The organism is Arthrobacter sp. FW306-07-I (genome assembly GCF_021800405.1).
GTDB lineage: Bacteria > Actinomycetota > Actinomycetes > Actinomycetales > Micrococcaceae > Arthrobacter.
In genome coordinates this window covers 1280253-1305602 of sequence record NZ_CP084550.1, presented here as the reverse complement: position 1 = coordinate 1305602, position 25350 = coordinate 1280253, and the positions used below count along the sequence as shown (strand labels likewise).

The window sequence follows — 25350 nt, the reverse complement described above, 5'->3', positions numbered from 1 at the left end:
GAAAGGTGCCGTGCCGCCGTCGTACTTCTTCCTGCCGGAACTAGTCTGCAGTGCCTACTGGCTGATGCCTGCCGCGCGTTCCGCGGCCTCCACCACGTTGGTCATCAGCAGAGCCACTGTCATGGGGCCCACGCCGCCAGGATTCGGCGAAATCCAGCCGGCCACCTCGGCGGCGGCGGGATCGATGTCGCCGTAGACGCGGCTCTTGCCCGTCTCCGGATCGGTCTCGCGGGTGACGCCGACGTCCAGCAAAGCGGCACCCGGCTTCACGTCCGCTGCCTTGACGATGTGCTTCACGCCGGCCGCACCCACGATCACGTCCGCCTGCTTCAGCAGTTCGGAGAGGTTGGTGGTGCCGGTGTGGGTCAGGGTCACGGTGGCGTTGACGTCCCGCCGCGTGAGCAGCAGGCCGATGGAGCGGCCGATGGTGACGCCGCGGCCCACCACCACAACGTGCTTGCCGGCCAGGCTGTAGCCGTTGCGCTCCAGGAGCTCGATGACACCGCGGGGGGTGCACGGCAGCGGCGTGGTGATCTTGTTGTTGACGTTCAGCACCAGCCGGCCGAGGTTCGTGGGGTGCAGCCCGTCGGCGTCCTTGGCGGGGTCGATCCGTTCCAGGATGGCATCCGTGTCCAGGTGCTTGGGCAGCGGCAGCTGCACAATGTACCCGTGGCAGGCGGGGTCCGCATTGAGTTCGTCAATGAGGGCCTCCACCTGTTCCTGGGTGGCGTCGGCCGGAAGCTCGCGCTGGATGGAGTTCATCCCAATCTGCACGGACTGCTTGTGCTTCATGGAGACGTACAGCTGCGAGGCCGGGTCCGCGCCCACCAGCACAGTTGCGATGCCGGGAGTGACGCCCTTGGCCTTGAGTGCGGCCACGCGTTCGGTCAGCTCGGCCTTGATGGCAGCGGCGGTGGCCTTGCCGTCGAGGATCTGCGCGGTTGTGGTTTCAGTCATTGGTTACCACTGCTCGTGCTGCGGGTAGAGCGGGAAGTCGGCTGCCAGCTTGTCAACGCGTGCCTGCAGGGCCTCGACGTCGGCGCTGTTGCCTGCCTTGAGGGCGGTGGCGATGATCTCGGCGACCTCGGTGAACTCGGTGGCGCCGAAGCCGCGGGTGGCCAGGGCGGGGGTGCCGATGCGCAGGCCGGAGGTGACCATCGGCGGGCGGGGGTCGAACGGGACGGCGTTGCGGTTGACGGTGATGCCCACCGAGTGCAGGAGGTCCTCGGCCTGCTGGCCGTCCAGCTGGGAGTTGCGCAGGTCAACGAGCACCAGGTGGACGTCGGTGCCGCCGGTGAGAACGGAGACTCCGGCCTGGGCCACGTCGGCCTGGTTCAGGCGGTCGGCGATGATCTTGGCACCTTCCAAGACGCGCTCCTGGCGCTCCTTGAATTCCTGGGTGCCGGCGATCTTGAAGGCCACGGCCTTGGCGGCGATGACGTGCATCAGCGGGCCGCCCTGCTGGCCGGGGAAGACGTTGGAGTTCAGCTTTTTGCCCCACTGTTCCTTGGCCAGGATCACACCGGAGCGGGGACCGGCCAGGGTCTTGTGCACGGTGGAGGTGACGACGTCGGAGTGCGGCACCGGGCTGGGGTGCAGGCCTGCAGCCACGAGGCCGGCGAAGTGTGCCATGTCGGTCCAGAGCAGTGCGCCCACTTCATCGGCGATGGAGCGGAAGGCGGCGAAGTCCAGGTGGCGCGGGTAGGCGGACCAGCCGGCGATGATCACCTGGGGCTTTTCCTTGATGGCCTGCTCGCGGAGCTTGTCCATGTCCACCCGGAAGGTGTCTTCCTCCACCTGGTAGGCGGCAACTTCGTAAAGCTTGCCGGAGAAGTTCAGCTTCATGCCGTGGGTCAGGTGGCCGCCGTGGGCCAGGGACAGGCCCAGGATCTTGTCGCCGGGGGTGATCATGGCGGAGAGGGCCGCGGCGTTGGCCTGTGCACCGGAGTGCGGCTGGACGTTGGCGAACTCGGCGCCAAACAGTGCCTTGACCCGGTCGATGGCCAACTGCTCTGCAACGTCAACATATTCGCAGCCGCCGTAGTAGCGGCGGCCCGGGTAGCCCTCGGCGTACTTGTTGGTGAGGACGGAGCCCTGGGCCTCCATCACGGCGCGGGGCGCGAAGTTCTCGGAGGCAATCATTTCCAGGGTGCCGCGCTGGCGGCCCAGCTCCTGCTCAAGGACTTTGGCGATTTCGGGGTCGAGCTCAGCCAGCGGCTGGTTGCTGACGGCTGTGGTTGAGGTGGCTGTAGTAGTCACGAAGAACTCCTGGCTAGGGATACGGGCACTGCTTAGGTCAGGCTACCGGCTGGCGCGCTTCCGCACCGTGTTGATGACAGGGCGTGAAAGCTCGGCATGGCGCTGCTGCGCTGGCGCGGGCGCAACCCCACTTTCCGGCAAAACATGACCCTCGGCCCAGGCGTACGATCCGTGGTCTTCGTGATTGCCGCTCCCTGGTGGTTAGCCACCCAACGCCAGTTGCGACCGTCCCAGCCTACCAAAACCGGCGCCCGCGGCGCGGGTAGGCTATTACGCGTGAATGAACAGCTGCTGAACCAAGCGTATGTAGTAACCCTGTCCTGCCCGGACCGTCCCGGAATCGTCCACGCGGTGGCCGGAGCACTCCTGGTGGCGGGGTGCAACATTATGGATTCACAGCAGTACGGCAGCCCCACCACCGGCAACTTTTTCATGCGGGTGGAGGTGACCACGGCCGCCCCCAAGTCAGAGCTGCGCGCCGCGCTGGAGCCGGTGGCAGAGGCCTTCTCGATGCAGTGGAGCCTCGATACTGTGGGCGACAAAGTGCGCACCCTGGTGATGTGCAGCACCTCCGCCCACTGCCTCAACGACCTGCTCTTCCAGCAGCGTTCCGGCACGCTTCCCATCGAAATCCCGGCCATCGTGTCGAACCACCAGGACCTGGCCGGGCTGGCCGAGTTCTACGGCATCCCGTTCCACTACATCCCCGTGACCAAGGACACCAAGGTGCAGGCGGAGGACAAGCTGCGCGCGCTCATCGCCGAGCACGACATCGAGCTGACCGTCCTGGCCCGCTACATGCAGATCCTGTCCGATGAACTCTGCGCCGACCTCACGGGCAAGGCCATCAACATCCACCACTCGTTCCTACCGTCCTTCAAGGGCGCCAAGCCCTACCACCAGGCGCACGCGCGCGGCGTGAAACTGATCGGCGCCACGGCCCACTACGTCACCGCAGCCCTGGACGAGGGGCCCATCATCGAGCAGGAAGTCATCCGGGTGGACCATGCCCGCACCGCCGAGCAGTTCGTCCAGATGGGCCGCGACGTGGAGGGCCGCACGCTGGTCCAGGCCGTGCAATGGCACGCCGAGCACCGGGTGCTGCTGGACGGCAACCGCACGGTGGTCTTCAACTAGGCCACTCCCCCTCAGCTACCCAACTGGCTGGCATTAGTTGTCGTTTTCGACCCGCAAAACGACAACTAATGCGAGTCAGTTGGGTGGCGGGGGTGGCTTAGGGTGAAGCCATGGCTCCTCTTTACCCTTTCGCCGGCAACGCCCCGGCCATCCATGAAACAGCGTTCGTGGCCCCGTCGGCCTCCATCATCGGCAACGCCACCCTGGGCCCGGACTCCAGCGCCTTCTACGGCGTCTCCGTCCGTGCCGACACCGCCCCCATTTCGGTAGGCGCGGGGAGCAACCTGCAGGACAACGTGGTGCTGCACGCCGACCCTGGCTTCCCCTGCACGGTGGGCGAACGCGTCAGCGTGGGGCACGCCGCCGTCGTCCATGGCTGCACCGTGGAGGACGACTGCCTGATCGGGATGGGCGCCACGGTCCTCAACGGCGCAGTGATCGGCGCCGGCTCGCTGGTGGCGGCCGGCGCCGTGGTGCTCGAAGGAACGGTGGTTCCACCCCGCTCGCTGGTGGCGGGCGTGCCCGCCAAGGTGCGCCGCGAACTCACCGATGAGGAGTTCGACGGCGTCCGCGCCAATGCGACGCGTTACGTGGAGCTCGCGGCGCAACACCGCGAGCTCTCCCCACCCACTCCCTAACCTCGCAAGCTCGGCCAGGGAACCCGGCGGGCGTGGGCCCACGCTAGTCCAGGCTGATCGGTTAATCCAGGCTGATCGGACCGAACTCGTCCAGCAGGTCGCCCGGACCCGGGTTGCCCTGCGCGGATGACCCGCCCAGGTGCTTCACCACGCCCCACACGGCGTTCAATCCGGTGGTCACGGCACCTTCAGCCCAGCCGGCGGTGAAGGAGACGTCGTCGCCGGCAAGGAAGATGCCGCGCTGGGATTCGGGCAGCTTGTCCTGCTTGAAGTGCGTGAACAGCCGCTGCTGGTAGCGGTAGTGCCCGGGCAGGTTGGCCTTGAAGGCGCCCATGAAGTTGGGGTCCGCCTCCCAGGACACGGTGATCGGCTGGCCCACGATGTGCCCGGCGATGTCCACGCCCGGATAGATCTGCTCGAGGGAGTGCAGCATCAGCTCCACGCGTTCGTCCGCGTCCAGGGCCAGCCACTTCAGGGCGTCGTCGTTCCACGTGTAGGACAGCAGGATCACGGCCGGCTGGTCCGGACCGTTGTCCAGCAGGTACGTGGCGCGGTTCAGCCGGTCGGTCAGGGTCATGGACAGGACCTCATTGCCGGTTTCGGGGTCGGTGTCCTTCCAGAACGGCCGGTCCACCATCACAAACGTCTTCGAGGACTGCATGTAGTGCGATTTCTCCATGGCGGTCCACAGTTCGGCCGGGAACAGTGCCTCCTCGGTGTGGATCCGGGTGGACAGCAGCCATGACTGGCAGGTGGTGACCACAGCCGGGTAGCTGGCCTCGCGGCCCCACCGTTCGCGGACGCGCAGATTGCCGTCCGGGTCCCGGCTGATCTTCCCCACGGCGCCGCGGGGCGAACCGGAGTGCAGCGAGGCCAAGGAGGTGCCGGCGGGCCAGTGCACCAGGTCCGACGGCGCGTGCTGCCACAGTGCCTCGGGGAGCCGTTGCGCTCCCCCGCGGATGAGCCGGTGCTGGTCGTCCGCGTCCGTGTACACCACGCGGAGGATCTCGAGGATGGAGTTGGGGAAGTCGGTGTCCCAGCCGCCGGTGCCGAAACCCACCTGGCCGAAGGCTTCCCGGTGTGCGAACCCTGCCTTCTTAAAGGATTCACTGGCGGCGATGAAGCCGTAGAAGGTCTGCTCGTCCATGAGCGGGAGCAGTTCGTTCCACAGTTCCTTGATGCGGGCCATGTCGCGCGCCTTGATGGCCTCCTGCATCTCCACGAACTTGGCGCCGTCGTTGACCGCGGCCTTCCAGGCGTCGGCCACCTCGCGGAAGAAAGGTGGCAGGTCGCCGGACTTTTCCGCGTAGTACTTTTTGCCGGCCAGCTCGATCACGGTGCTGGAGGTGGCCTCGGCAAGGGGGTTGGGGAAGTCCTGGGTCTCCAGGCCCAGCAGGTCCACGTAGTGGTAGAAGGCCCTGCCAGAGACCGGGAACCGCATGCCGCCCAGGTCCGCCACCACTCCGGGCGCTGCCGGGAAAGCCGCTGTGCGGAGCCTTCCGCCGATCTGGTCCGCTTCATAGACCACGGGCCGCAGGCCGAGTTTCATGAGTTCATAGGCGGTCACCAGCCCGGAGAGGCCGGCGCCGATGACGGCCACCTCCGTGCCGTCCAGCTCCCGCGGAACCGAGCCCAGCCCGTCCGGGTGGGCCAGGTAGTGGTCGTAGCTGAACGGGAAATCGGGGTTCAGCATGGTGATGGGCGCTGCCTGTCCCGCAGCGCCGCGTCCGGCTGCATCCGCCGGCGGCGTGGATGTGCTGGAGGGGTCGAAGGCGGGCAGTTCGGTGGCGATGGTCATGAGTGTGCTGCTTTCACAGGTTCCTGGCTGGGGGCCTTGGCGGTCAGTTCACGGTAGTCGAGCTCGCTGAGAGCCGCTACCTTCGAGTTCCGGCGTCCATAGCCGAAGTAGATGGCAATGCCCACGAGCATCCAGGCACCGAAGACCAGCCAGGTCTCGGCACCGAGGTTGGCCATGAGGTAGGCGCACATCAGCGTGCCCAGCACGGGGGTCATGGGGTAGAGCGGCACCCGGAAGCTGCGCTTCAGGTCAGGGCGGTGGCGGCGCAGGTAGATGACGGCCACGTTGACCAGCGCGAATGCGAACAGGGTGCCGATGCTGGTGGCGTCCGCCAGGGCGCCGAGCGGCACCAGCCCTGCGGTGAGCGCAACGGCGGTGCCCACGATGAGGGTGCCGGCGGCCGGGGTGCCGGTGCGGGGAGAGACGCGTCCGAAGATCTTGGGCACCAGCCCGTCCCGCGACATGGACAACAGGATGCGGGTCTGCCCGTAGAGGACGGTGAGCACGATGCTGGCGATGGCCAGGACGGCACCGACGGAAAAGAGCAGGGCGATCCAGGGCTGGTTGGTGGTCTCCTCCAGGATCTGGACCAGGGCGGCCTCGGTGCCGTCGAACCAGCCCCAGGGCCGGGCACCGATGGCGGCGACGGCCACCAGGACGTAGATGCTGGTGACGATCACCATGGACAGCAGGATGGCGCGGGGAAGGTCGCGTTTGGGGTTCCTGGCTTCTTCACCGGCGGTGGAGGCCGCATCAAAGCCAATGTAGGAAAAGAACACCCGCGAAGCTGCGGCTGAGACGCCGGCGGCACCCATGGGCATCAGCGGCTCGAAGTTTCCGGCGTTGAACGCGGTGAAGGCAACGGCGCAGAAGAACAGCAGGATGCCCACCTTGATGATGACGATGGCGGTGTTGATCCAGGCGCTTTCCCGTGCACCGCGCACCAGCAGGACCATGGCCAGCACTACGATGGCCACCGCGGGAATGTTCACCACCCCGCCGTCACCCGGGGGCTGGGACATGGCATCGGGAAGGACCTGCCCGAAGGCGGCCAGCGCCTCGCTAACATACTGCCCGGCGCCCACAGCTACTGCTGCCACGGAGACGGCGTATTCAAGGACGAGGCACCAGCCACAGATCCACGCCATGCCCTCGCCCATGGTGGCGTAGGAGTAGGAGTAGCTTGAGCCGGCCACCGGAACCAGCCCGGCCATTTCAGCGTAGGAGACGGCGGAGAGCAGGGCGGCCAGGCCCGCGATGACGAAGGAGATCCAGATGGCCGGGCCGGCCAGCGGCACGGATTCCCCGAGGATCACCAGGATGCCGGTCCCCAGGGTGGCACCTACGCTGATCATGGTGAGCTGGAGGACGCCGAAGCTGCGCACCAGCCCGCCGCCGCCCCCGCCGCTTCCGGCTTCGCTGATCATCTGGCCGATCGGTTTACGGCGCAGCAGTTGGGCCCGGAGGCCGGGCCGTCCGACGCGCGGCGCAAAGGTTTTTTCGGTGGTTACAGGCACAGTCACCGTTGACGTCCCTTCAGAGTAGTTTTCGGTTTCCCCTCCCCAAGGTTGGCATGTGAGGCAACTCTCAACCCGGTGCAAAATGACTTATAGTGATCCACCATGAGACTTAATGCACACACCGAACAGTCCGCGCCGGCGGTGCTGTCCGGGCAGGTCAACGTCGACCTGTCCGCCATTTCAGACAATGTCCGGGTCTTGAGAGAACGCAGCGCGGCACCCTTTTTCATGGCTGTGGTCAAGGGGAACGGCTACGGCCACGGCCTGGTTGAAGTGGCCAAGGCCGCGGTCGCGGCCGGCGCAGACTGGCTGGGCACGGCACAGCTCGCTGAAGCCATCACACTCCGCAGGGCGGGCATCACCGCGCCGATCCTTTCCTGGCTCTATCTGGCATCCCAGACGAGTGAGGCCATCACCGAGGCCCTCGAAAACGACGTCGATCTGTCCCTTGGCAGCGTCTCCCAACTGGAGGTGCTGGCAGCCGCCGCACAGCGGCTGGGACGCCCCGGCGTCGTACATCTTGAACTCGACAGCGGACTTAGCCGGGGTGGCGCCCGCATGGAGGACTGGGCCGGGCTGGTTGCCCGGGCCCGCCGGGCCGAACTCGACGGTGCCCTGCGGGTGCGCGGCATCTGGACCCACCTGGCGTGGGCGGATGTCCCAGCCCATCCCGGGAACAGTGCCGCAGTAGCGGAATTCGAGGAAGCAGTCCGGCTGGCGAAAGTCGCCGGACTTGACCCTGAACTCCGGCACGTGTCCAGTTCGGCCAACATCCTTGACCGCCCCGGATTCCATTTCGACATGGTGCGCGCCGGGCTGGCCATCTACGGCCTGGCCCCTGCCGACTACCTGGCTCCCGCGGACTTCGGGTTGCGTCCCGCGCTCAGCGTGACCGCTCCGCTGGTGATGATCAAGAAGGTTCCGGCCGGCACCGGGATCAGTTACGAACACCAGGCCATCACGCATGAGGCGCGCTACCTGGGCCTGATTCCCCTGGGTTACGCGGACGGTATTCCAAAAGGCATCAGCGGCCGCCCGGTGGTGAGCGTCGGGGGCCGCCGGGTGCCCGTGATCGGCAAGGTGTGCATGGACCAGTTCATGGTGGACCTGGGGCCGGACCGCACCGGCTTTGAGGTGGGTGATACCGCTGTATTGTTTGGCGACCCCGCGTCCGGTGCCGCCAGCGCCGACGACTGGGGTGCCGCCATTGGCAGCCATGGGGACGAAATCATCAACCGGATCGCACCGCGCCTGCCGCGCTCCTATGCGGGGGCGGCCGCCCACGAGTGCCCCGACTACCAGGAGCCGGATCCCGCCGGCGTCGGCCATGCCGGCTGAGCCCGCCGCAACCGGGCGGCTGAGCTTCGTCACCCTCCAGCAGTTCCTTGACCAGCTGCCGCCGGTACTGAAGACGCTTCACGACGGCGGCAGTGGCGGGCAGCTGCTGCGGTGGGTGGAGCCCAGCGAGCTGGAGGACCCCACGCCCTACCTTCCCGAGGGCGAGTTCCTGCTCACCGCCGGCCTGCCCTTCCTCGGCGAGGGTGGCTCCCCCGCGAAGGTGGATGCCTACGTCCGGCGGCTGGTGGAGGCAAAGGTGGCCGCCCTCGGCTTCGGCATCAGGCCCTACTTCGACGCCGCCCCCGACGTGGTGGTGGACGCCTGCCGCAGGCACAACCTCACCTTGTTCGAGGTGCCGGAGTCGCTGCCGTTCGCTGCCATCGGCCTCGAATTCTCGCAGCTCCTGGAAACTGACAATGCCAGGGTTTTCCGGCAGCTGGCAGAGACCAACCGGCAGCTCATGCGGGCCGTCCTCTCCCCCAAGCCCGAACACGAACTGCTGGCCGCCTTGGTCCAGCGGGTGCCCGTGTGGGCGGTCATGGTGGGGGCGGACGGCAGGGTCCGGGCCCGCGGCACCGGCGCCGGCGGCAGCACCGCCGTCGACCTTTCCCTGTTGGAACCGATGCTGGAACGGCTGCTGTCCGGCCGCGGCCCGCGGGTGGAAATGGACGGATTCGACCAGCCGGGCTCTGCCCTGGTGGTGGGCCACCCCCTCCGCAGCACCAAGGACGCCAACCTGGGCGCACTGATCCTCGGCTCCGACGTTCCGCTGACGCCCGCGCAGAACAACGTGGTCCAGTCCGCCGTCGGACTGCTCGAGCTGCTGGTACGGCAGCGCACCAGCGGGTCGCTGGCTCCCAGCCAGCTGGCCACCGCCGTCCTGCTGCATCCCGAAAGCCTCACCACGGGCGGCACCAAGCACCTGAACGGACTCAAGGACCTGCTGGCCCAAAGCCTGTCCTCCACGCGCTCCGCACCGATGCGCGTGGTGCAGGGCATCAAGGTGGAAGCGCCCGAATGGCCGGCCGGCGACAGTCCCGTGCGGGAACTCCTGCAGTGGCGGCGGATGTTCGACACCAAGCTGGTGGAGATCACGGACTACGGATTTGCGGCCGTGACCCGGCTCAAGGTTGATGATGCATTGCTTGCGGATGTGGAGAAGCTCGGGTGGCGCCTGGTGATCGGCGAACCCACTGAGCTCACCGCCCTACCGGCGGCGTACCAGCGCGCCACCTCGCTGCGCAGCCAGGTCCAGAGAAGCGGGACCAGTGTACGCGCCGATGAAGTGTCCTGGTCCGTTACCGGGCTGCTGGGCCGTGACGCAGGGACCCTGCTGGCCGAAAGGCTGCTGCGGCCGGTCCTGGCGCTGGAACCGGACCGGCGGGACCCGCTGCTGGCCGTCTTGCAGGGGTGGCTCAGCGAAAACGGCAGCTGGGACGGGTCGGCCAAGCGGCTGGGGCTGCACCGGAACAGCGTGCGGCGCCAGATCGGCCTCCTTGGTGAGCTGCTGCAGATGGACCTGAACCAGGCACAGGTGCGGGCCGAGCTGTGGATTGCGCTGCAGTACGCGGACGCCTTGACCGCTGACGCTGTCTAACGGCTTAGGCACCGTCCGCGGTATCGGCACCCTCGGCCAGGCGCCCCTCCCACTCCCGGTACAGCTCAGGCCGGCGCTCCCTCATGTATGGCACCTCTTCCCGTGCTGCGTGTACGGTCTCGGTGCCCACCTGGGCAAACAGCAGTTCCGGGCCGCCGCCACCGGAGGCGAGGACCGCGCCGTCGGGGCCGGCCACGACGCTTCCGCCCCCGAACGAGTAGGCGTCCTCGATTCCGCAGTGGTTGGCATAGGCCACGTTCAGCTGGCTTTCCAAGGCGCGGGCACGGATCAGCACCTGCGGCACGGCGTCGAAGCCTATGGACAGGGCGGTGGGCACCAGGAGCAGTTCGGCGCCCCGGGCAGCTGCCGCCCTGGCGGCCTCCGGGAATTCAATGTCGTAGCAGATCAGCAGGGAGGTGCGCACGCCCTTGAAGGTGACGACGGCGGGGGGTTCAGCGGCTGCCACGAAGGCCTTGCGCTCCTCGCCGCCGAAGAGGTGCACCTTGGCGTAGGACAGGAGCTCGGTGCCGGTAGCGTCGACCAAGGTTGCGGAAATGTGCCAGTCGCGGCCTTGGGCGGAGGCGCCGGCTTCGCCGCCGGCGACGGAGGGCAGGCTGTAGACGAGCGCAATTCCGTTCCGGCGGGCGATGTCGGCCAGCTGCGCACGGATGGCGGGAAGGCTTGCCGGGTCCAGTTCGGATCGCAGCCTGAGCGGGGCGTAGCCCACCGGAAACAACTCCGGCGTGAGCAGCAGGTCCGCCCCAGCTGTGGCAGCCCGGCGTGCGGCATCATCCACCGTCCGGAGATTGGCCTCGACGTCCAGGACCGCGGCATTCGCCTGCAGGACGGACAGCAGCATCGTTACCACCTTCTGTATGCCTCTCCGCGGGGAATGGCTGTTCGTAAGTGTTCTGCCTTCCAGCCTAGACAGCCCTTCCGGGAGTCCGCCGGGTCGTTTGGACCCGCCAGCCTGGCGTCCGGGACAGAATGCACGGGGGCCCCGCTTGCCTTGGGCCGGGTGCTTGTCCACTACTGCACAGGCGGCCATGCGTTAACTTCTTGACTACAAGCGCAGCAATAGGGCAATGTTCTTAGCATGTCCGCACCCCCGCGCTCAACGAAGAGCAAGCCCAAGAATCCCGGGTCCCAGTCCGCGCTGCGGCAGCTGAACCAGCAGCGGATTATCGAGACTCTGATGGGCGGCCCCTCCACGCAGGCGGAGCTCGCCCGGCAAACTGGGCTGTCCACCGCCACCGTCTCGAACATTGTCAAAATCATGCTCGACTCCGGCCTGGCATCCACTGAACCCATCACCAGTTCGGGCCGGCGTGCTCTGAACGTGCGGCTGAACAGCAACGGCGCCGTCGCCGTCGGAATCGACTTCGGCCGGCGCCACCTAAGGGTGGTCCTGGCCTCGCTCAGCTACCACGTCATCGCCGAGGAATCGGTGATGCTCCCGCTGGGCCACCAAGCGGATGACGGCATCCAGGCGGCCGTGGCCCTGCTGGAGAAACTCCTGCGCGAAAGCGGCGTGGACCGGTCCTCTGTGGTGGGTGCCGGCGTCGGTATTCCCGGCCCTATCGACCGCCGGACCGGGACGGTGGCGCAGGGGGCCATCCTTCCCGAATGGGTGGGCATCAACATCCTTCAGCATCTTGAGGAAACCTTGAGAATCCCCGTCTTTGTTGACAATGACGCCAATCTGGGCGCGTGGTCCGAGGTGACCTGGGGGCAGCATTCCGGGGTCAGTAACCTGCTGTTCCTGAAGATCGGATCCGGCATCGGCGCGGGCCTGATCCTCAACGGGGCCCCCTATTACGGCAACGTGGGGATCACCGGCGAAATCGGCCATGCCACCATTCATGAGCAGGGCCTGGTGTGCCGCTGCGGCAACCGCGGCTGCCTGGAAACCATTGCATCCACCACCACCATGATCGAGCTCCTCAGCCGCGGCGACGACCCTCCCCTGACGCCCGCTGACATCGTCCGCAAGGCCCTGAACCGGGACTCCGCCACCCTCCGCGTGGTCGACGATGCGGGCCTGGCCGTGGGCCGCGCGCTGGGCAATGTGGCCAACCTAATCAACCCCGAGGTCATCGTGGTGGGCGGTCCCCTGGCCGGCCTCGGGGACCTCCTGTTGGACCCTATCCGGAGGGGCCTGATCCGGCATGCAGTGCCCGTGATCGGCGAAACCACCACCCTGACCATGTCCTCGCTCGGCGACCGCGCGGAGGCCCTCGGGGCAGCAGCGCTGGTCTTCCAGCATGCGGGGATCCGGAAGTCCTAGACCATTTCGTTATCCGGCAATTGCGTTAAAGACTTGACGACAATGGCTGTGATCCAGTTTACTTTTGGTTCAGACGGCCCTGCGCTTTGCCGGCCGGACAAAGAAGTCATTGCATTGGAGGGTTAGGGCTCATGACGTCCCAGACCACGCACACGGACCCGGTCATCCTCGAGATGCGGTCCATCACCAAGGAATTCCCCGGCGTTAAAGCCTTGTCGGACGTAAGCCTTCGGGTAAAGGCCGGCGAGGTCCACGCTATTTGCGGCGAAAACGGGGCCGGCAAGTCCACCCTCATGAAGGTCCTGTCCGGTGTGTACCCGTACGGAAGCTACGACGGCGACATCGTCTATCAGGGGCAGGTCCAGCAGTTCCGGGACATCCGGGCCAGCGAGCACGCCGGCATCGTGATCATCCACCAGGAACTGGCGCTGATCCCCGAGCTGTCCATCATGGAAAACATCTTCCTGGGCAATGAACCCACCAAGCGGGGCGTCATCAACTGGGCCGAGGCCCGCCTGCGGTCGCTGGACCTCCTGGCACGCGTCGGCCTGCGGGAAGACCCCGACACCCCCATCAAGGAAATCGGCGTCGGCAAGCAGCAGCTGGTGGAAATTGCCAAGGCGCTGAACAAGTCCGTGAAGATCCTCATCCTGGACGAGCCCACGGCCGCGCTGAACGAATCTGATTCGCAGCACCTGCTGGACCTCATCCTTGGGCTCAAGGCAAAGGGCATCACCTCGATCATCATTTCGCACAAGCTCAACGAGATCGAGCAAATTGCCGATTCCATCACGATCATCCGTGACGGCAAGTCGATCGAGACGCTGGATGTGAAGAAGGATGGCGTAGACGAGGACCGCATCATCAAGGGCATGGTCGGCCGCACCCTGGAATCCCGCTTCCCGGAACACACCCCCAAGATCGGGGAAGTGTTCTTCGAGGTCAAGAACTGGACCGTTGGCCACCCCGCAGTCCAGGACAGGTTGGTCTGCAAGAACTCCAGCTTCTACGTCCGCCGCGGGGAAATCGTGGGCTTCGCAGGGCTCATGGGCGCCGGCCGCACCGAGCTGGCCCGTTCCGTCTTCGGCCGCTCCTATGGACGCTTCATCGACGGCCACATCTACAAGGACGGCAAGGAGATCGTCCTTAAGAACGTCCGCCAGGCCATCGACGCCGGACTGGGATACGTCACCGAGGACCGCAAGTCGCTGGGTTTGAACCTCCTTGATGACATCAAGACCACCACCGTGTCAGCCGCCCTGAAGAAGATCAGCCACAACTCGGTAGTGGACCCCAACCAGGAGTTCACCGTGGCCGAGCAGTACCGCAAGTCGCTGCGTACCAAGACGCCGTCCGTGGAGGAAGGCGTGGCCAAGCTGTCCGGCGGCAACCAGCAGAAGGTTGTGCTGGCCAAGTGGATGTTCACCGACCCGGACCTGCTGATCCTCGACGAACCCACCCGCGGCATTGACGTCGGGGCCAAGTACGAGATCTACGGGATCATCCAGCAACTGGCAAACCAGGGCAAGGGAGTCATCGTCATCTCCTCCGAGCTGCCCGAACTCCTGGGCCTGTCCGACCGCATCTACACCATCTTCGAAGGCGCCATCACCGGTGTCCTGACCAAAGAAGAGGCCAGCCAGGAAAGCCTGATGAAGCTGATGACCTCCGCCACCCGAAAAGCCGCCTGACCCTCTGGCCCATCCAGAACCTTCCGGACACAAGGACTGACACCATGAACGCCCTCAAAAAGCTGTTTGGCGGAAACACCCGCCAATTCGGCATGATCTTCGCCCTCGTGGCCCTGATCATCTTCTTCCAGTTCGCCACCGAAGGCCGGACCCTGACTCCCGGCAACGTCATCAACCTCTTCAACGGCAACTCCTACATCCTGATCCTGGCCATCGGCATGGTGCTGGTGATCATCGCCGGCCATATCGACCTCTCCGTCGGCTCGGTCGCCGCATTCGTCGGCGTCACCGTCGCCCTGGCCCTCCGCGACTGGGGAATCCCCTGGTGGGCCGGGATCCTCCTGGGCCTGGTCCTCGGTGCCGTCATCGGCGCCTGGCAAGGCTGGTGGACAGCTTATGTTGGCATCCCGGCCTTCATCGTGACCCTGGCCGGCATGCTCCTCTTCCGCGGCTTCAACCAGTTCGTGGGCAAGTCCAACACCATCCCGGTACCCACCGACTTCCAGTACATCGGTTCCGGCTACCTTCCAGAGGTGGGACCCGACACCGGGTTCAACAACCTGACACTCCTGCTGGGCATCGCCGCCGTAGTCTTCGTGGTGTGGGGCGAACTGCGCTCCCGTGCCCGGGCCAAAGCGCTGGGCGCCGAAGTACCCGAGATGTGGGTGACCGTGCTGAAGCTGGTGCTCATCTGCGCCGCCATCCTCTACGCCACGTACCTGTTCGCCACCGGCCGTCCGGGCACATCCTTCCCCATCCCCGGCTTGATCCTGGCCGTCCTGGTGCTGATTTACGGCTTCATCTCGTCCCGCACCATCCTGGGCCGCCACGTTTACGCCGTCGGTGGCAACCGCCACGCAGCCGAACTCTCCGGTGTCCAGTCCAAGAAGGTCAACTTCCTGGTCATGATGAACATGTCCATCCTGGCCGGCCTGGCCGGCATGATCTTCGTGGGCCGCTCCACCGCCTCGGGCCCGTTCGACGGCGTCGGCTGGGAACTGGACGCCATCGCGGCAGTCTTCATCGGCGGCGCGGCCGTGACCGGCGGCGTGGGCACCGTGGTCGGCTCCATCATCGGTGGCCTGGTCATGGCAGTGCTCAACAACGGCCTGCAGCTCCTGGGCGTCGGTGCCGACCTCACCCAGATCATCAAGGGCCTGGTGCTCCTGATCGCCGTAGCCTTCGACGTCTACAACAAGACCCAGGGCAAGCGGTCCATCATCGGCATGCTGACCCGGAACATGAACCGCCCCACTTCCGGGCCCAGCAACCCCATCCAGCCCGACGAAACCACCTCCACCAAGGAAGCGATCGCCAGGGAAGCCTGAAGTTTGCAGCCTGAATACCGTTCCATCACACAAAGAAAGAGAACCAACAATGCAAATGTTTGGTAAAGCAGGAAAGGCCGCAGCGGTTGCTGCCATCGCAGCACTGGCGCTGACGGGCTGCGGCCGCTCGGAGCCCAGCGGCGGCTCCAGCGGCAGCGCCGCAGGATTCGACCAGAATTCCTCCATCGGTGTCGCCCTTCCGCAGAAGACCAGTGAAAACTGGGTCCTGGCCGAGAAGCTGTTCAACGACGGCCTCAGTGGCGCCGGGTTCAAGGCTGACGTCCAGTTCGCCAACGGCGGCGTTTCGGAGCAGCAGAACCAGATCAGCGCCATGGTCACCAAGGGTGCCAAGGTCATCATCGTGGGCGCCATCGACGGCTCCCAGCTGGGCACCCAGCTCAAGCAGGCCAAGGACTCCGGCGCCACCGTGATCGCCTACGACCGCCTCCTGCTGAACACCGACAACGTGGACTACTACGTGGCCTACGACAACTACAAGGTCGGTGTGCTCCAGGGCCAGGCACTGCTGGATGGAATGAAGGCAAAGAAGCCCACCGGTCCGTACAACATCGAACTGTTCGCCGGTTCGCCTGACGATGCCAACGCCAAGGTGTTCTTCAACGGCGCCATGAGCGTGCTGAAGCCCAAGATCGACGACGGCACCCTCAAGGTTGTCTCCGGACAGACCAGCTTCGAGCAGGCCGTTACCCAGGGCTGGAAGGCAGAGAACGCCCAGCGCCGCATGGACACCCTGCTCAGCGGCAGCTACACCACCGCTAACGTGGACGGCGTCCTGTCCCCCAACGACACCCTGGCCCGTGCGATCCTGACCTCCGTCAAGGCCGCCGGCAAGCCGATCCCGGTAGTCACCGGCCAGGACTCCGAGGTTGAGTCGGTCAAGTCCATCCTGGCAGGCGAGCAGTACTCCACCATCAACAAGGACACCCGCAAGCTCGTTGAGCACGCGATCACCATGGTCAAGGACCTGCAGGCAGGCAAGAAGCCTGAGGTCAACGACGACAAGTCCTACAACAACGGCAACAAGGTGGTTCCCGCCTACCTGCTGGAGCCGGTTATCGTGACCTCCGCCAACGTCAAGACGGCCTACAAGGACGATCCCGTACTCGGCCCGATCACCAAGTAACACAGCGTTGAAAACCGCCGGGTAAAGCCGGCAAACAGGAAGGCCCGGTCCCATTGAACTGCTCCCCGAAAGTTGGACTGAGAAATCAGTTCTGACTTTCGGGGAGCAGTTTTATGCATGGGAGAAGTTCGTTGTCCGTGGAGCAGCGCGAGGCCGCGGTAGCGTTGTTTGAAACGGGTTGGGGTGCTTGGGCGGTAGCGACCCGACTCGGGGTAGGTAGGGGTGCTATCAAACGTTTGTATGGTCGATGGCGGACGCGCGGAGGTACGACGCTGGTGGCGAAGCCGACACGACCGGTGTTCTCGTTTGAGTTCAAACTCGATGCTGTGCAGCGATACCGCGCGGGTGAGCCCAAAGTCGCCCTGGCGAAAGAGCTTGGGCTGTCCTCTCCACTGTTGCTCGAGAAGTGGGCGCGTCAGTACCGGACCGAAGGCGAGGACGGGCTGCGGCCCAAGCCGAAGGGCCGTCCGAAGACGAATCCTGGGACGGCAAGGAAACCTGAGTCTGAGGTAGAGCGGCTGCGCCGTGAGAACGAACGCCTGCGGGCAGAGGTTGCCTTTCTGGGAAAAGTAAACGCCTTGAGGGACGGGGAACAGCGCTAAAGGTCCGCGCTGTCATCGCTCTCAGGGCTGAACACCGCTTGGAAGTTCTCCTGGACGTAGCCGGGTTAGCCCGGTCCACGTTCTTCTACCACCAGTCCCGCCTCCAAGGCCCAGATCCACGGGCTTCTCTGAAGACCGCTGTCACGGAGATTTTCGAGAAGAACCATGGCCGGTACGGACACCGCCGGATCCATATTGAACTGCTCAAGCAAGGGTGGACGGTCGCTAAGAAGACCGTATTGAAGCTGATGCGTTCCCTGCGGCTGGTCTGCAAGGTCCGGAGCAGGAAGCGGTACAACTCGTACCAGGGCGAGCAGGGCGCTGTGGCCCCGAACCTGCTGAATCGCCAGTTCGAAGCGGATGCCCCAAACCAGAAGTGGGTGACCGATGTGACCGAGTTCAGCGTGGGTGACCGGAAGCTCTACCTCTCACCGATCATGGACCTATTTGACCGGCAGATCATCTCCTATGCCATCGGGAGGTCCCCCAATTTGGAGCTGACCAACGCCTCGCTGCGCAGCGCCTTGGCCACGCTAGCGGACGGGCGGAAACCCCTCGTTCACTCCGACCAGGGATTCCAGGGCGTATTCAACCGGTCGAAGCAACACCTGGTCACGGAGGTGTTGGATGTCGGTTCGCAATCGTCAGAAGCAGGTACGGGCGTATAGGGGGCAGATCCCTTCGCCGGGTCGGCCGTCGGTGGCTTGGCGCGAGGACAGGGTGCGGTTCTGGGTCGCGATCGCCTCTGGTGCGAAGACCCGGGACGCCGGCGTTGCGGCAGGCGTGTCAGAACCGGTGGCGCATCGCTGGTTCCTGCACGCTGGCGGTGTGAATCCTCAGCTGGCCCCGACACTGTCCGGGCGGTATCTGTCCTCGAACGACCGTGAGGACATCGCACTGTGGCGTGCGCAAGACTGCGGGGTGCGGGAGATCGCTCGCCGGCTGGGGCGAAGCCCCTCTACGATCTCGCGGGAGCTGCGTCGGAACGCGTCGACGAGAACGTACCGCTTGGACTACAAGGCCTCGACGGCGCAGTGGCATGCCGAACGACGAGCCCGCCGTCCAAAGACCGCGAAGCTGATCACGAACGAGGGCCTCCGCGATTACGTCAACGACAAGCTCAGCGGACACGTCAGAGCCGGCGGAGGAGAACGTTTGGGGCCGGTCGGCCCGGTCTGGGACGGGAAGAACAAACCGCATAGGGAGGACCGCGAATGGGTGAGGGGGTGGAGCCCTCAGCAGATCGCGAAACGTCTGCCGGTCGAGTTCCCGGATGATCCAACGATGCGGATCTCGCACGAAGCGATCTACCAAGCCCTTTACGTTCCGGGCCGGGGCGGACTGACCAGGCAGCAGGCGTGGCACCTGCGCCGGGGGCGCACGAAACGCACACCAAGAGCGCGAACACGTCAGCAAGCCTGGGCGCATGTCACCGACGCCACAACCTTGAAGAAGAGACCCGCCGAAGCCGACGAGCGGAAAGTCGCAGGCCACTGGGAAGGAGATCTCATCATCGGTCTCAACCGGTCAGCGATCGCGACTCTGATCGACCGCACGACGCGTTTCGCCATGCTCGTTCATCTGCCTCGGCAGAAGGGTTACGGCCTGGTCAAGCCGACAAAGAATGGGCCTGCATTGGCTGGCTACGGGGCGGTCACGATGAAGAACGCACTCGTCCGGACCTTCGAGGTGCTGCCGGCGGATCTGCGCCGCTCCCTGACGTGGGACCGTGGGAAGGAGATGTCCGCGCACGCCCTTCTGACGCAGGAAATCGGGTTGCCGGTCTATTTTGCCGATGCGAAGAGCCCGTGGCAGCGCGGGAGCAATGAACATCTCAACGGGCTACTTCGGCAGTACTTCCCGAAAGGCACCGACATCTCTCGCTGGAGCACTCCAGAGATCCAAGCTGTCGCCGACATCATCAACAACCGGCCGCGCGGCGTCTTAGGATGGCGCACTCCAGCGGAAGCCTTCGCGGACCAGCTAAGCTCAGTCCCAATAGCAACTGTTGCTTCGACCGGTTGAATACGCCCAGTATCAGCACAACTCTTGGCGCACGCTCTTGGCGGAGGCCGGTGCGGTGCAGTCGATGTCCCGCAAAGCCAACTGCTTCGACAACGCCGTGATGGAAAACTTCTTTGGGCACCTCAAGGAAGAACTCTTCCATCACGTCCGCTTCCTCAACACCGAGGCCCTAACAGCGGCCTTGCACGAGTACATCCACTGGTACAACACCGAAAGAATTTCCACCAAGCTCAAGGGTTTGAGCCCGCTACAGTATCGTGCTCAGACGCTTGCGGCATAGGTCCCTCATAGCGAACCTTCACCGGGACTTTGGGGGCTGAAACTCAATCCCATTTACAGGCACCCTCGCGTGGTTCATAGTCGGGGTATGAGAGGGGCTGGAATTCTCCCCGCAGACGCTCCCGACCCGCGGGCTGGATGGGCCGAGCGCCTGAAACTCATGCCCATTCCCGTGATGGGGCTCATCCCCCAACCGTCATTGGAGGACACCGACAGCGTTGGTGTGACCTATGGCCAAGATGATCGTGGGTACAACGAGATGACGGCGAGCATCACCTATACGCTCTGGCGAAACCCGGATGACCGCTCAGACCCGGTAAACCTCGCAGACCTCAACGAGAAGACACGCAGATCGATCGAGGAAGTTCCGCCATGGCCGCGGCCCCCTTGGCTGATCGAGTACGTGGAGCGCCTGCGTTACCCGCAAGTTGAGGAGGCCGTGCGAACCACCTGGCACCGCGATCCATCCGAGCGCTCTTCGGTTCGAAGCCTGTTGGCTGACCATGTCAACCACATCCTCATGAACCAATACCGGCAAGAGCTCTGGCCGGGCAGCAACCCGTGGGACCAGCACGCACCCTCAGTAACCGCCCGGATGGTCAACAGCCAGGCCAGGACCGTTATCAACGGAGTCGACATGCCCGGCGCAGAGATTGATACAGACCCGTTCGTCTACGGTATCGGAGCCCAGCTGTCCGGCGGCGGCGTGGTGACCGCTGTGCTTCCGCGCACGGAGCTCAAGCACGTCCAAGTCCAATTCACCACCCGGAGCTAATACATCTACACACAGCGACAACGCGAGGGGTCTACAAATGGCAGAAAATTTGGGTACTCGCCTCTGAAGCAGCCAGTCTGGAACTTCGGCCACCGAAGCATGGGACGGAAAAGGCTCCGACCAGGAAGGGACGGAGCCTTTAGCAAAGGGCCAACCGCTTACCGCTAGAGTTGGACTCGCACATTTGCGAGTCCAACTTTCGGGGACCGGTTCACATTGGGACCGGGCCTTCCTGCGTCCTGCCCAGGCGGCAACGACCCTCACAGCCCAAACACAGCTTCGGCCGGATGCCTGCACAGGATGCCCGGCGAGGGTTGATGCGAAGCCGGCCTTCCGCGCCGGCACCTGAGTCATAGGAGTAACGTGAGCGTCCTTGCCCGAAGCGTAGGCAATGCCTTCAGAAACAAGGTCCGCACCGCAGCCGTTGTTGCAGTGCTGGCCGTCGCCATTGGCCTGGCCCTGGCCATGCTGGTGGCCAACCAGGCGGTCGGAGCGAAAGTCCAGGAGCTCAATGCCTCCGTCGGCACCGTCCTGACCGTCAACCCTGCCGGCGGGCAGGGTTTCGAGGGCGGTGGCGAGCCGCTCACCGCCGCCCAGGCAACCACCGCGGCCGGCGTTACCAACGTCAGTGCCGTCGTCGGAGCCTCCTCACTGCGTTTGCGGAACGCGGCCGCTGCTGCTGCGCAGTCAGCCAGTCAGACGGGACAAACTGGCCAGGCCGGTCAAGGAGGACAGGCCGGCCAGGGCGGCCCCGGCGGGCAGTCAGCCGCCACCCTCACGACCAGCCTCACAGCCGCAGTCGATGCAGGCACCCTGGGCAGCCGGAACCAGCAGGCCAACGCAACCACGGGATCCACCGGGACCACCCAGCAGCCCAGGTCGCTGCCGATCACCGCCACCAGCATCGGCGCCGAGGTGGACACCACGGGCAAGGCACTGAACATCACCCAGGGCTCCGGTCTTGGTGACTATGCGGCATCATCCACGGGCGCGCTGCTCGGCACCTCGCTGGCAGAGAAGAACCATCTCACCGTCGGGTCCACCTTCACTATCAACGACCAGACCTACACGGTTTCCGGTTTGTTCGACGCCGGCACCGCCTTTGGCAATAACGCTGTGTACGTGACCCTACCCACCGCCCAGACCCTTGCGGGCACGCCCGGTGAACTCTCCAGCATGATCGTCACGGTCAACTCCATGGACAACGTCGCCTCCACCAAGACGGCGCTGCAGGCCGCCCTGGGCACCGACAAGGCTGACGTCACCCAGGGCCAGAACCTGCAGACCGCCGTCAGCTCCCTGGACAGCGTCAAGAACATCTCCTTCATCGCCTTCATCGCCGCCCTGGGCACCGCCGGCCTGATCATCCTGCTCATCATGGTGATGCTGGTCCGCGAGCGCCGCCGCGAAATCGGTGTGCTGAAGGCCATCGGGGCGCCGAACCGGACCATCGGGCTGCAATTCGTCCTCGAAGCCCTGGTCCTGGCGGCCCTGGGCAGCGCAGTGGGCGCAGCGATGGCCTCCTTCGCCAGTGGCGGCATCGCCTCCGCCCTGATCAGCAGCAACAGCACCACGGCTTCTGCCACCGCCGGCCGCGGCTTCCCGGGCGAGGCCGCCGGTGCAGGGGGCTTTCGCGGCGGACAGGGTGGGCCCTTCGGCGGCGCTTCCCAGCTGCTGAACTCCGTGACCGCCAGCGCGTCGCCCGGTGTCATCGCCGGCGGCATCGCGGCCGTGTTTGCCGTCGCCATCATCGGCGCCCTGGTGCCCGCGCTGCTCACGGCGCGAATCCGTCCCATCGAAGTCCTGCGAGGAGAATAGCCATGATTGAAGTAAAGAACCTGGTCCGCACCTTTAACTCCGGGGACCGCACCATCAAGCCGGTGAATGATGTCAGCTTCGTCCTGGAGCAAGGAACGCTCGCCTCGATCGTGGGCAAGAGCGGCAGCGGCAAAAGCACCCTGTTGTCCCTCCTGGGCGCGCTGGACAAGCCCACCAGCGGAGACGTCGTCGTCAACGGCGTCAGCCTGGCCAGCCTGCCGGACAGCAAGCTGACCGAGTACCGCCGCCGGGACATCGGATTCGTGTTCCAGCAGTTCAACCTGATCCCCAACCTCTCCGCCGTGGACAACGTTATGCTCCCCATGGAGTTTGCCGGGGTCCGGAAGGGTGCCAGGCTCCAGCGGGCGCAGGAACTGCTGGAGCAGGTGCAGCTGGATCCGTCCAAGCACGAACGGCGCATCAACCGGCTCTCAGGCGGCGAGCAGCAGCGCGTGGCCATCGCCCGTGCCCTGGCCAACGAGCCCCAGCTGATCCTCGCCGACGAGCCCACGGGCAACCTGGACGAGCAGACCGGCGATCACATCATCGAGCTCCTCAGTTCCCTGAGCCGCGACCACAACACCACCATCCTGGTAGTCACCCACGACAGGGCCCTGGCCAACAAGACCGACCGCCGCTTCCGCCTGCAGCAGGGCAAGCTGACGGAAGAGCCGGTGCGGGGCCGGGCGGTGGCCGCCACCGCCTGACGCGATCGAAGGGGCCAGAGGGGTGCACGCGCTGCATCTTTGGCCCCTTTTTCGTTTCCTTCTCCGGGCGGCCGGAACTTCCCCATTCCTTCCACGCCCCTGTGACAGGATGGCAGCTATGACTGCTCCCATCGCCACGCCGTGGCTGTCCAGCCAGCCCAACCAGGATCCGCGCTCCGCAACCGGGGCTCCGCTGCGCTGGGGAATCATTGCAACCGGCAGCATCGCCCGCGCGGTCTCACAGGATCTGGCACTGCTGGAAGATGCCGAGCTGTACGCGGTCAGTTCCAGGACCCAGGACACGGCCGACGCTTTCGCCGTGGCCTACGACTTCGCCAAGGCGTACGGGGACGACGGCGGTGTGCCCGGCTACCAGCGGCTGCTGGCTGATGACGCCGTGGATGTGGTGTACGTTGCCACGCCGCACGCACAGCACCATGAGATAGTCCTCGCCGCCCTCAACGCCGGCAAGCATGTGCTCTGCGAGAAGGCTTTCACCATCAATGCGCGCGAAGCAGCCGAGCTCATCGACGTTGCGCGCAGCAGGAAGCTGTTCCTGATGGAGGCGGTCTGGAGCCGGTTCCTGCCGTCGATGCAACGGGCTTTCCAGATCGCCGCCTCTGGAGAACTCGGCGAGATCCACTGGGTCACGGCAGACCTCGGCTTTCCGGCTCCGTACTCCCCCACTGCCAGGCTGTGGGCCCGCAAGGACGGCGGCGGGGCCCTGCTGGATCTGTCCGTGTACCCGCTCTTGTGGGCGCTCGGCACGCTCGGCTTCCCGCAAACCGTCAGCGCCACGGGTGTGGTCAATGACGACGGCGTGGACGCGCAGAACGTCATGACGCTCGGCTACGACCACGCCGCCCAGGTCCAGCTCACCTCCTCGCTCCTGGCCCACGGCCCGCGCACGGCTACCGTGGCGGGAAGCCTTGGCTTCCTGCAGAGCGTGGGCTCCATCAACAATCCGGGCGAGCTCCTCATCGCCAAGGGCTGGGAGGACCGCCGGACGGAAACCTTCGACGTTGTGGGAAAGGGGTACGCCTACGAGCTGCGCGAGGTGATGAGGTGCGTCCAGCAGGGATTGACCGAGAGCCCGGTAATGCCCCTTGAGGACACGCTGAACACCATGCGCCTTTTCGACGGTGTGCGCGCTCAGCTTGGAGTCACCTACCCCAATGACAGGCATTAGAGAGCTTCAGAAGAGGACGTACGACGTCGGTGTTGCAGCTTGCGGAGTCCGTGTCAGCTACGTGACCGGTTGTCTTGTCTCTTGACGCCTTTCGAGCGTGTGCCCTCCATTTGTAAAGTCCCTTTAGGCTTTCTCTGGACTTCCGCCAATAAGCAGTCTTAGTATTTAGGGGCATCGATTGCACCGGTCACTGGGGGGTGGTACGCATGGCTCATATGAGTTCGCCATGGCGTGCCCTGCGCCCGGCGCTTCTTGCCGGAGCCGCCGCAGTGACCTGGCTGACGCTTTCTTCCACGGCTGCTTCCGCTGACGCCGGCCCCGACTCTTCGTCCCTTATCGGCGGGGTCACCAGCTCGGTTTCATCCTTGACCCATGATCTGGCGGACGCCGCTTCACCGGCTCCTTTGAGTTCCCCGGCCGGCCCGGCGGCAACCCCCGGGCTGTTGCAGCCCATGGTGACCCAGGTTTCCGGACTTGCGGACAACCTCATCGCCTCCGTTCCGGCGGTGGACCAAGTGCTTCCTGCGGGAACCGTCTCCACTGTTTCGGCTCCCCTTGTTGACGTCGCCGACGGCGTGACGTCCGGCGTCGTGCAGGTTGTCGTAGAGCCTGCAGCCGAGGCTGTTCCTGCGCTCGAACCGGTACTCCAGCCCGTTTCCGATCTTCTGACCGGCGCCGCTCCGCTGCCCGTTCCGCTTCCCCAACAGGGGGTTGAGCTCCAGCAGCCACTTGAAGCGGTCCAGGCAGGGCCTCCGGCTACGGAAACTCCTGCTCCTGCTGCGGCGGAAGCATCAGCTGGCGCCCTGCAGGCAGCAACCGACGTTGATCAGGACGCTCTGGCGTTGGCCGATGCATCGTCAGCAGCCAGCGGCGCAATCCCGGAAGCCCGGGGGGCTGCTGGACTCGCTGGAACGTCCGTTCTGCAATCGGAAATAGCGGGACTTGGTGACTCCGTCGCGGATGAGCCTCTTCCCGTTGGCCCGGCACCGCTGACTGCAAACGTTCCTGCCGCCCCGGGATCCGGCACGGGCAGCGGTACGTCGTCAGGCGGCCCGTCCAGTGCCGCCGCATGGCTGAGCACCTTCGACGTCGATTTCATACTTCCCTGCGCGGTCCTTGCCGGGGATACCTCTGAGCACCTTCCTGCGCCGGTGTCCTTCGACCCCGGTTCTTCTCCTGACTAGTTGATGCCCCCTGCCCGTTCATGGGCAGCACGTG

22 protein-coding genes and 1 riboswitch are annotated in these 25350 nt (G+C 65.3%); of the genes, 17 read left to right on the top strand and 5 right to left on the bottom strand.

Annotation, left to right across the window (positions count from 1 at the left end; translation table 11 throughout):
* Nucleotides 1–54: 54 nt before the first annotated feature.
* Complete coding sequence (locus LFT46_RS06070) at nt 55–957, bottom strand: bifunctional methylenetetrahydrofolate dehydrogenase/methenyltetrahydrofolate cyclohydrolase (RefSeq protein WP_236821583.1); 903 nt, start codon at nt 955–957, stop codon at nt 55–57.
* Between the two features lie 3 nt (nt 958–960).
* Nucleotides 961–2259, bottom strand: a complete 1299-nt coding sequence (glyA, locus tag LFT46_RS06065; RefSeq protein WP_236801516.1) for a serine hydroxymethyltransferase — start codon at nt 2257–2259, stop codon at nt 961–963.
* Between the two features lie 147 nt (nt 2260–2406).
* A riboswitch (ZMP/ZTP riboswitch) is annotated at nt 2407–2492 on the bottom strand.
* A 43-nt stretch (nt 2493–2535) separates the two neighbouring features.
* On the opposite strand from glyA, the gene purU reads away from it, so the two are divergent.
* Together purU and LFT46_RS06055 are read left to right on the top strand one after the other, a co-directional pair.
* Nucleotides 2536–3396 (top strand): formyltetrahydrofolate deformylase, encoded by an 861-nt coding sequence (gene purU, locus LFT46_RS06060; protein WP_236801514.1) that lies wholly within the window; start codon nt 2536–2538, stop codon nt 3394–3396.
* Nucleotides 3397–3506: 110 nt separating this feature from the next.
* Entirely contained in the window at nt 3507–4034 is a 528-nt protein-coding gene (locus tag LFT46_RS06055) for a gamma carbonic anhydrase family protein (protein ID WP_236801513.1), read from the top strand.
* A gap of 61 nt (nt 4035–4095) precedes the next feature.
* Here LFT46_RS06055 and LFT46_RS06050 read toward each other — a convergent pair whose 3' ends face one another.
* Nucleotides 4096–5832 (bottom strand): flavin monoamine oxidase family protein, encoded by a 1737-nt coding sequence (locus LFT46_RS06050; protein ID WP_236801512.1) that lies wholly within the window; start codon nt 5830–5832, stop codon nt 4096–4098.
* Complete coding sequence (locus LFT46_RS06045; RefSeq protein ID WP_442863676.1) at nt 5829–7355, bottom strand: amino acid permease; 1527 nt, start codon at nt 7353–7355, stop codon at nt 5829–5831. The genes LFT46_RS06050 and LFT46_RS06045 overlap by 4 nt, the downstream gene beginning before the upstream one ends.
* 99 nt (nt 7356–7454) lie before the next feature.
* Here LFT46_RS06045 and alr point away from each other — a divergent pair, with 99 nt between their 5' ends.
* Nucleotides 7455–8690: an alanine racemase gene (gene alr / locus LFT46_RS06040; protein WP_236801511.1), complete on the top strand. Its 1236-nt coding sequence runs from the start codon at nt 7455–7457 to the stop codon at nt 8688–8690.
* Nucleotides 8680–10287 (top strand): PucR family transcriptional regulator, encoded by a 1608-nt coding sequence (locus LFT46_RS06035; RefSeq protein WP_236821582.1) that lies wholly within the window; start codon nt 8680–8682, stop codon nt 10285–10287. The genes alr and LFT46_RS06035 overlap by 11 nt, the downstream gene beginning before the upstream one ends.
* Nucleotides 10288–10291: 4 nt before the next feature.
* On the opposite strand, the gene LFT46_RS06030 is transcribed toward LFT46_RS06035, so the two are convergent.
* Nucleotides 10292–11146, bottom strand: a complete 855-nt coding sequence (locus tag LFT46_RS06030; protein ID WP_236821581.1) for a nitrilase-related carbon-nitrogen hydrolase — start codon at nt 11144–11146, stop codon at nt 10292–10294.
* Nucleotides 11147–11383: 237 nt separating this feature from the next.
* Between LFT46_RS06030 and LFT46_RS06025 the strand changes: the two genes are divergently transcribed.
* The 13 genes from LFT46_RS06025 to LFT46_RS05965 all read left to right on the top strand — a co-directional run bounded on the left by LFT46_RS06025 (nt 11384) and on the right by LFT46_RS05965 (nt 25316).
* On the top strand, nt 11384–12574 hold the full coding sequence (locus tag LFT46_RS06025; protein ID WP_142130729.1) for an ROK family transcriptional regulator: 1191 nt from the start codon (nt 11384–11386) through the stop codon (nt 12572–12574).
* 131 nt (nt 12575–12705) lie between these two features.
* Nucleotides 12706–14265, top strand: a complete 1560-nt coding sequence (gene mmsA / locus LFT46_RS06020) for a multiple monosaccharide ABC transporter ATP-binding protein (protein ID WP_236801506.1) — start codon at nt 12706–12708, stop codon at nt 14263–14265.
* A 44-nt stretch (nt 14266–14309) separates the two neighbouring features.
* Entirely contained in the window at nt 14310–15593 is a 1284-nt protein-coding gene (gene mmsB / locus LFT46_RS06015; protein ID WP_236821580.1) for a multiple monosaccharide ABC transporter permease, read from the top strand.
* Nucleotides 15594–15642: 49 nt separating this feature from the next.
* Nucleotides 15643–16737 (top strand): substrate-binding domain-containing protein, encoded by a 1095-nt coding sequence (locus LFT46_RS06010; RefSeq protein ID WP_236801504.1) that lies wholly within the window; start codon nt 15643–15645, stop codon nt 16735–16737.
* 275 nt (nt 16738–17012) lie between these two features.
* Nucleotides 17013–17339, top strand: coding sequence for a helix-turn-helix domain-containing protein (locus LFT46_RS06005; RefSeq protein WP_208324301.1), 327 nt, complete (start codon nt 17013–17015; stop codon nt 17337–17339).
* A gap of 38 nt (nt 17340–17377) precedes the next feature.
* Nucleotides 17378–18007: an IS3 family transposase gene (locus tag LFT46_RS06000; protein ID WP_236821579.1), complete on the top strand. Its 630-nt coding sequence runs from the start codon at nt 17378–17380 to the stop codon at nt 18005–18007.
* Complete coding sequence (locus LFT46_RS05995; protein ID WP_168225705.1) at nt 17967–19364, top strand: IS30 family transposase; 1398 nt, start codon at nt 17967–17969, stop codon at nt 19362–19364. The genes LFT46_RS06000 and LFT46_RS05995 overlap by 41 nt, the downstream gene beginning before the upstream one ends.
* Before the next feature lie 37 nt (nt 19365–19401).
* Nucleotides 19402–19644 carry a transposase gene (locus LFT46_RS05990; RefSeq protein WP_442863675.1) on the top strand — a complete coding sequence of 81 codons (243 nt, stop codon included), beginning with the start codon at nt 19402–19404 and terminating at the stop codon, nt 19642–19644.
* Nucleotides 19645–19731: 87 nt separating this feature from the next.
* Complete coding sequence (locus LFT46_RS05985) at nt 19732–20418, top strand: hypothetical protein (RefSeq protein WP_134166000.1); 687 nt, start codon at nt 19732–19734, stop codon at nt 20416–20418.
* 363 nt (nt 20419–20781) lie between these two features.
* Nucleotides 20782–22236 carry an ABC transporter permease gene (locus tag LFT46_RS05980; RefSeq protein ID WP_236821578.1) on the top strand — a complete coding sequence of 485 codons (1455 nt, stop codon included), beginning with the start codon at nt 20782–20784 and terminating at the stop codon, nt 22234–22236.
* 2 nt (nt 22237–22238) lie between these two features.
* A complete protein-coding gene (locus LFT46_RS05975) occupies nt 22239–22943 on the top strand; it encodes an ABC transporter ATP-binding protein (RefSeq protein WP_236821576.1) in 705 nt (234 codons plus the stop codon).
* Between the two features lie 118 nt (nt 22944–23061).
* Nucleotides 23062–24132 carry a Gfo/Idh/MocA family protein gene (locus LFT46_RS05970; protein ID WP_236801500.1) on the top strand — a complete coding sequence of 357 codons (1071 nt, stop codon included), beginning with the start codon at nt 23062–23064 and terminating at the stop codon, nt 24130–24132.
* Between the two features lie 206 nt (nt 24133–24338).
* The gene (locus LFT46_RS05965; RefSeq protein WP_236821575.1) at nt 24339–25316 is read left to right on the top strand and encodes a hypothetical protein; all 978 of its coding nucleotides are present in this window, start codon (nt 24339–24341) and stop codon (nt 25314–25316) included.
* Nucleotides 25317–25350: the final 34 nt, after the last annotated feature.

Excerpts from the sequence above, each read along its gene's own strand:
- LFT46_RS06070 (WP_236821583.1), bottom strand. The coding sequence starts at position 957 with ATGACTGAAACCACAACCGCGCAGATCCTCGACGGCAAGGCCACCGCC.
- LFT46_RS06055 (WP_236801513.1), top strand. The coding sequence starts at position 3,507 with ATGGCTCCTCTTTACCCTTTCGCCGGCAACGCCCCGGCCATCCATGAA.
- LFT46_RS06050 (WP_236801512.1), bottom strand. The coding sequence starts at position 5,832 with ATGACCATCGCCACCGAACTGCCCGCCTTCGACCCCTCCAGCACATCC.
- alr (WP_236801511.1), top strand. The coding sequence starts at position 7,455 with ATGAGACTTAATGCACACACCGAACAGTCCGCGCCGGCGGTGCTGTCC.
- LFT46_RS06035 (WP_236821582.1), top strand. The coding sequence starts at position 8,680 with ATGCCGGCTGAGCCCGCCGCAACCGGGCGGCTGAGCTTCGTCACCCTC.
- LFT46_RS06030 (WP_236821581.1), bottom strand. The coding sequence starts at position 11,146 with ATGCTGCTGTCCGTCCTGCAGGCGAATGCCGCGGTCCTGGACGTCGAG.
- LFT46_RS06025 (WP_142130729.1), top strand. The coding sequence starts at position 11,384 with ATGTCCGCACCCCCGCGCTCAACGAAGAGCAAGCCCAAGAATCCCGGG.
- mmsA (WP_236801506.1), top strand. The coding sequence starts at position 12,706 with ATGACGTCCCAGACCACGCACACGGACCCGGTCATCCTCGAGATGCGG.
- mmsB (WP_236821580.1), top strand. The coding sequence starts at position 14,310 with ATGAACGCCCTCAAAAAGCTGTTTGGCGGAAACACCCGCCAATTCGGC.
- LFT46_RS06010 (WP_236801504.1), top strand. The coding sequence starts at position 15,643 with ATGCAAATGTTTGGTAAAGCAGGAAAGGCCGCAGCGGTTGCTGCCATC.
- LFT46_RS05995 (WP_168225705.1), top strand. The coding sequence starts at position 17,967 with ATGTCGGTTCGCAATCGTCAGAAGCAGGTACGGGCGTATAGGGGGCAG.
- LFT46_RS05985 (WP_134166000.1), top strand. The coding sequence starts at position 19,732 with ATGAGAGGGGCTGGAATTCTCCCCGCAGACGCTCCCGACCCGCGGGCT.
- LFT46_RS05975 (WP_236821576.1), top strand. The coding sequence starts at position 22,239 with ATGATTGAAGTAAAGAACCTGGTCCGCACCTTTAACTCCGGGGACCGC.
- LFT46_RS05970 (WP_236801500.1), top strand. The coding sequence starts at position 23,062 with ATGACTGCTCCCATCGCCACGCCGTGGCTGTCCAGCCAGCCCAACCAG.
- LFT46_RS05965 (WP_236821575.1), top strand. The coding sequence starts at position 24,339 with ATGGCTCATATGAGTTCGCCATGGCGTGCCCTGCGCCCGGCGCTTCTT.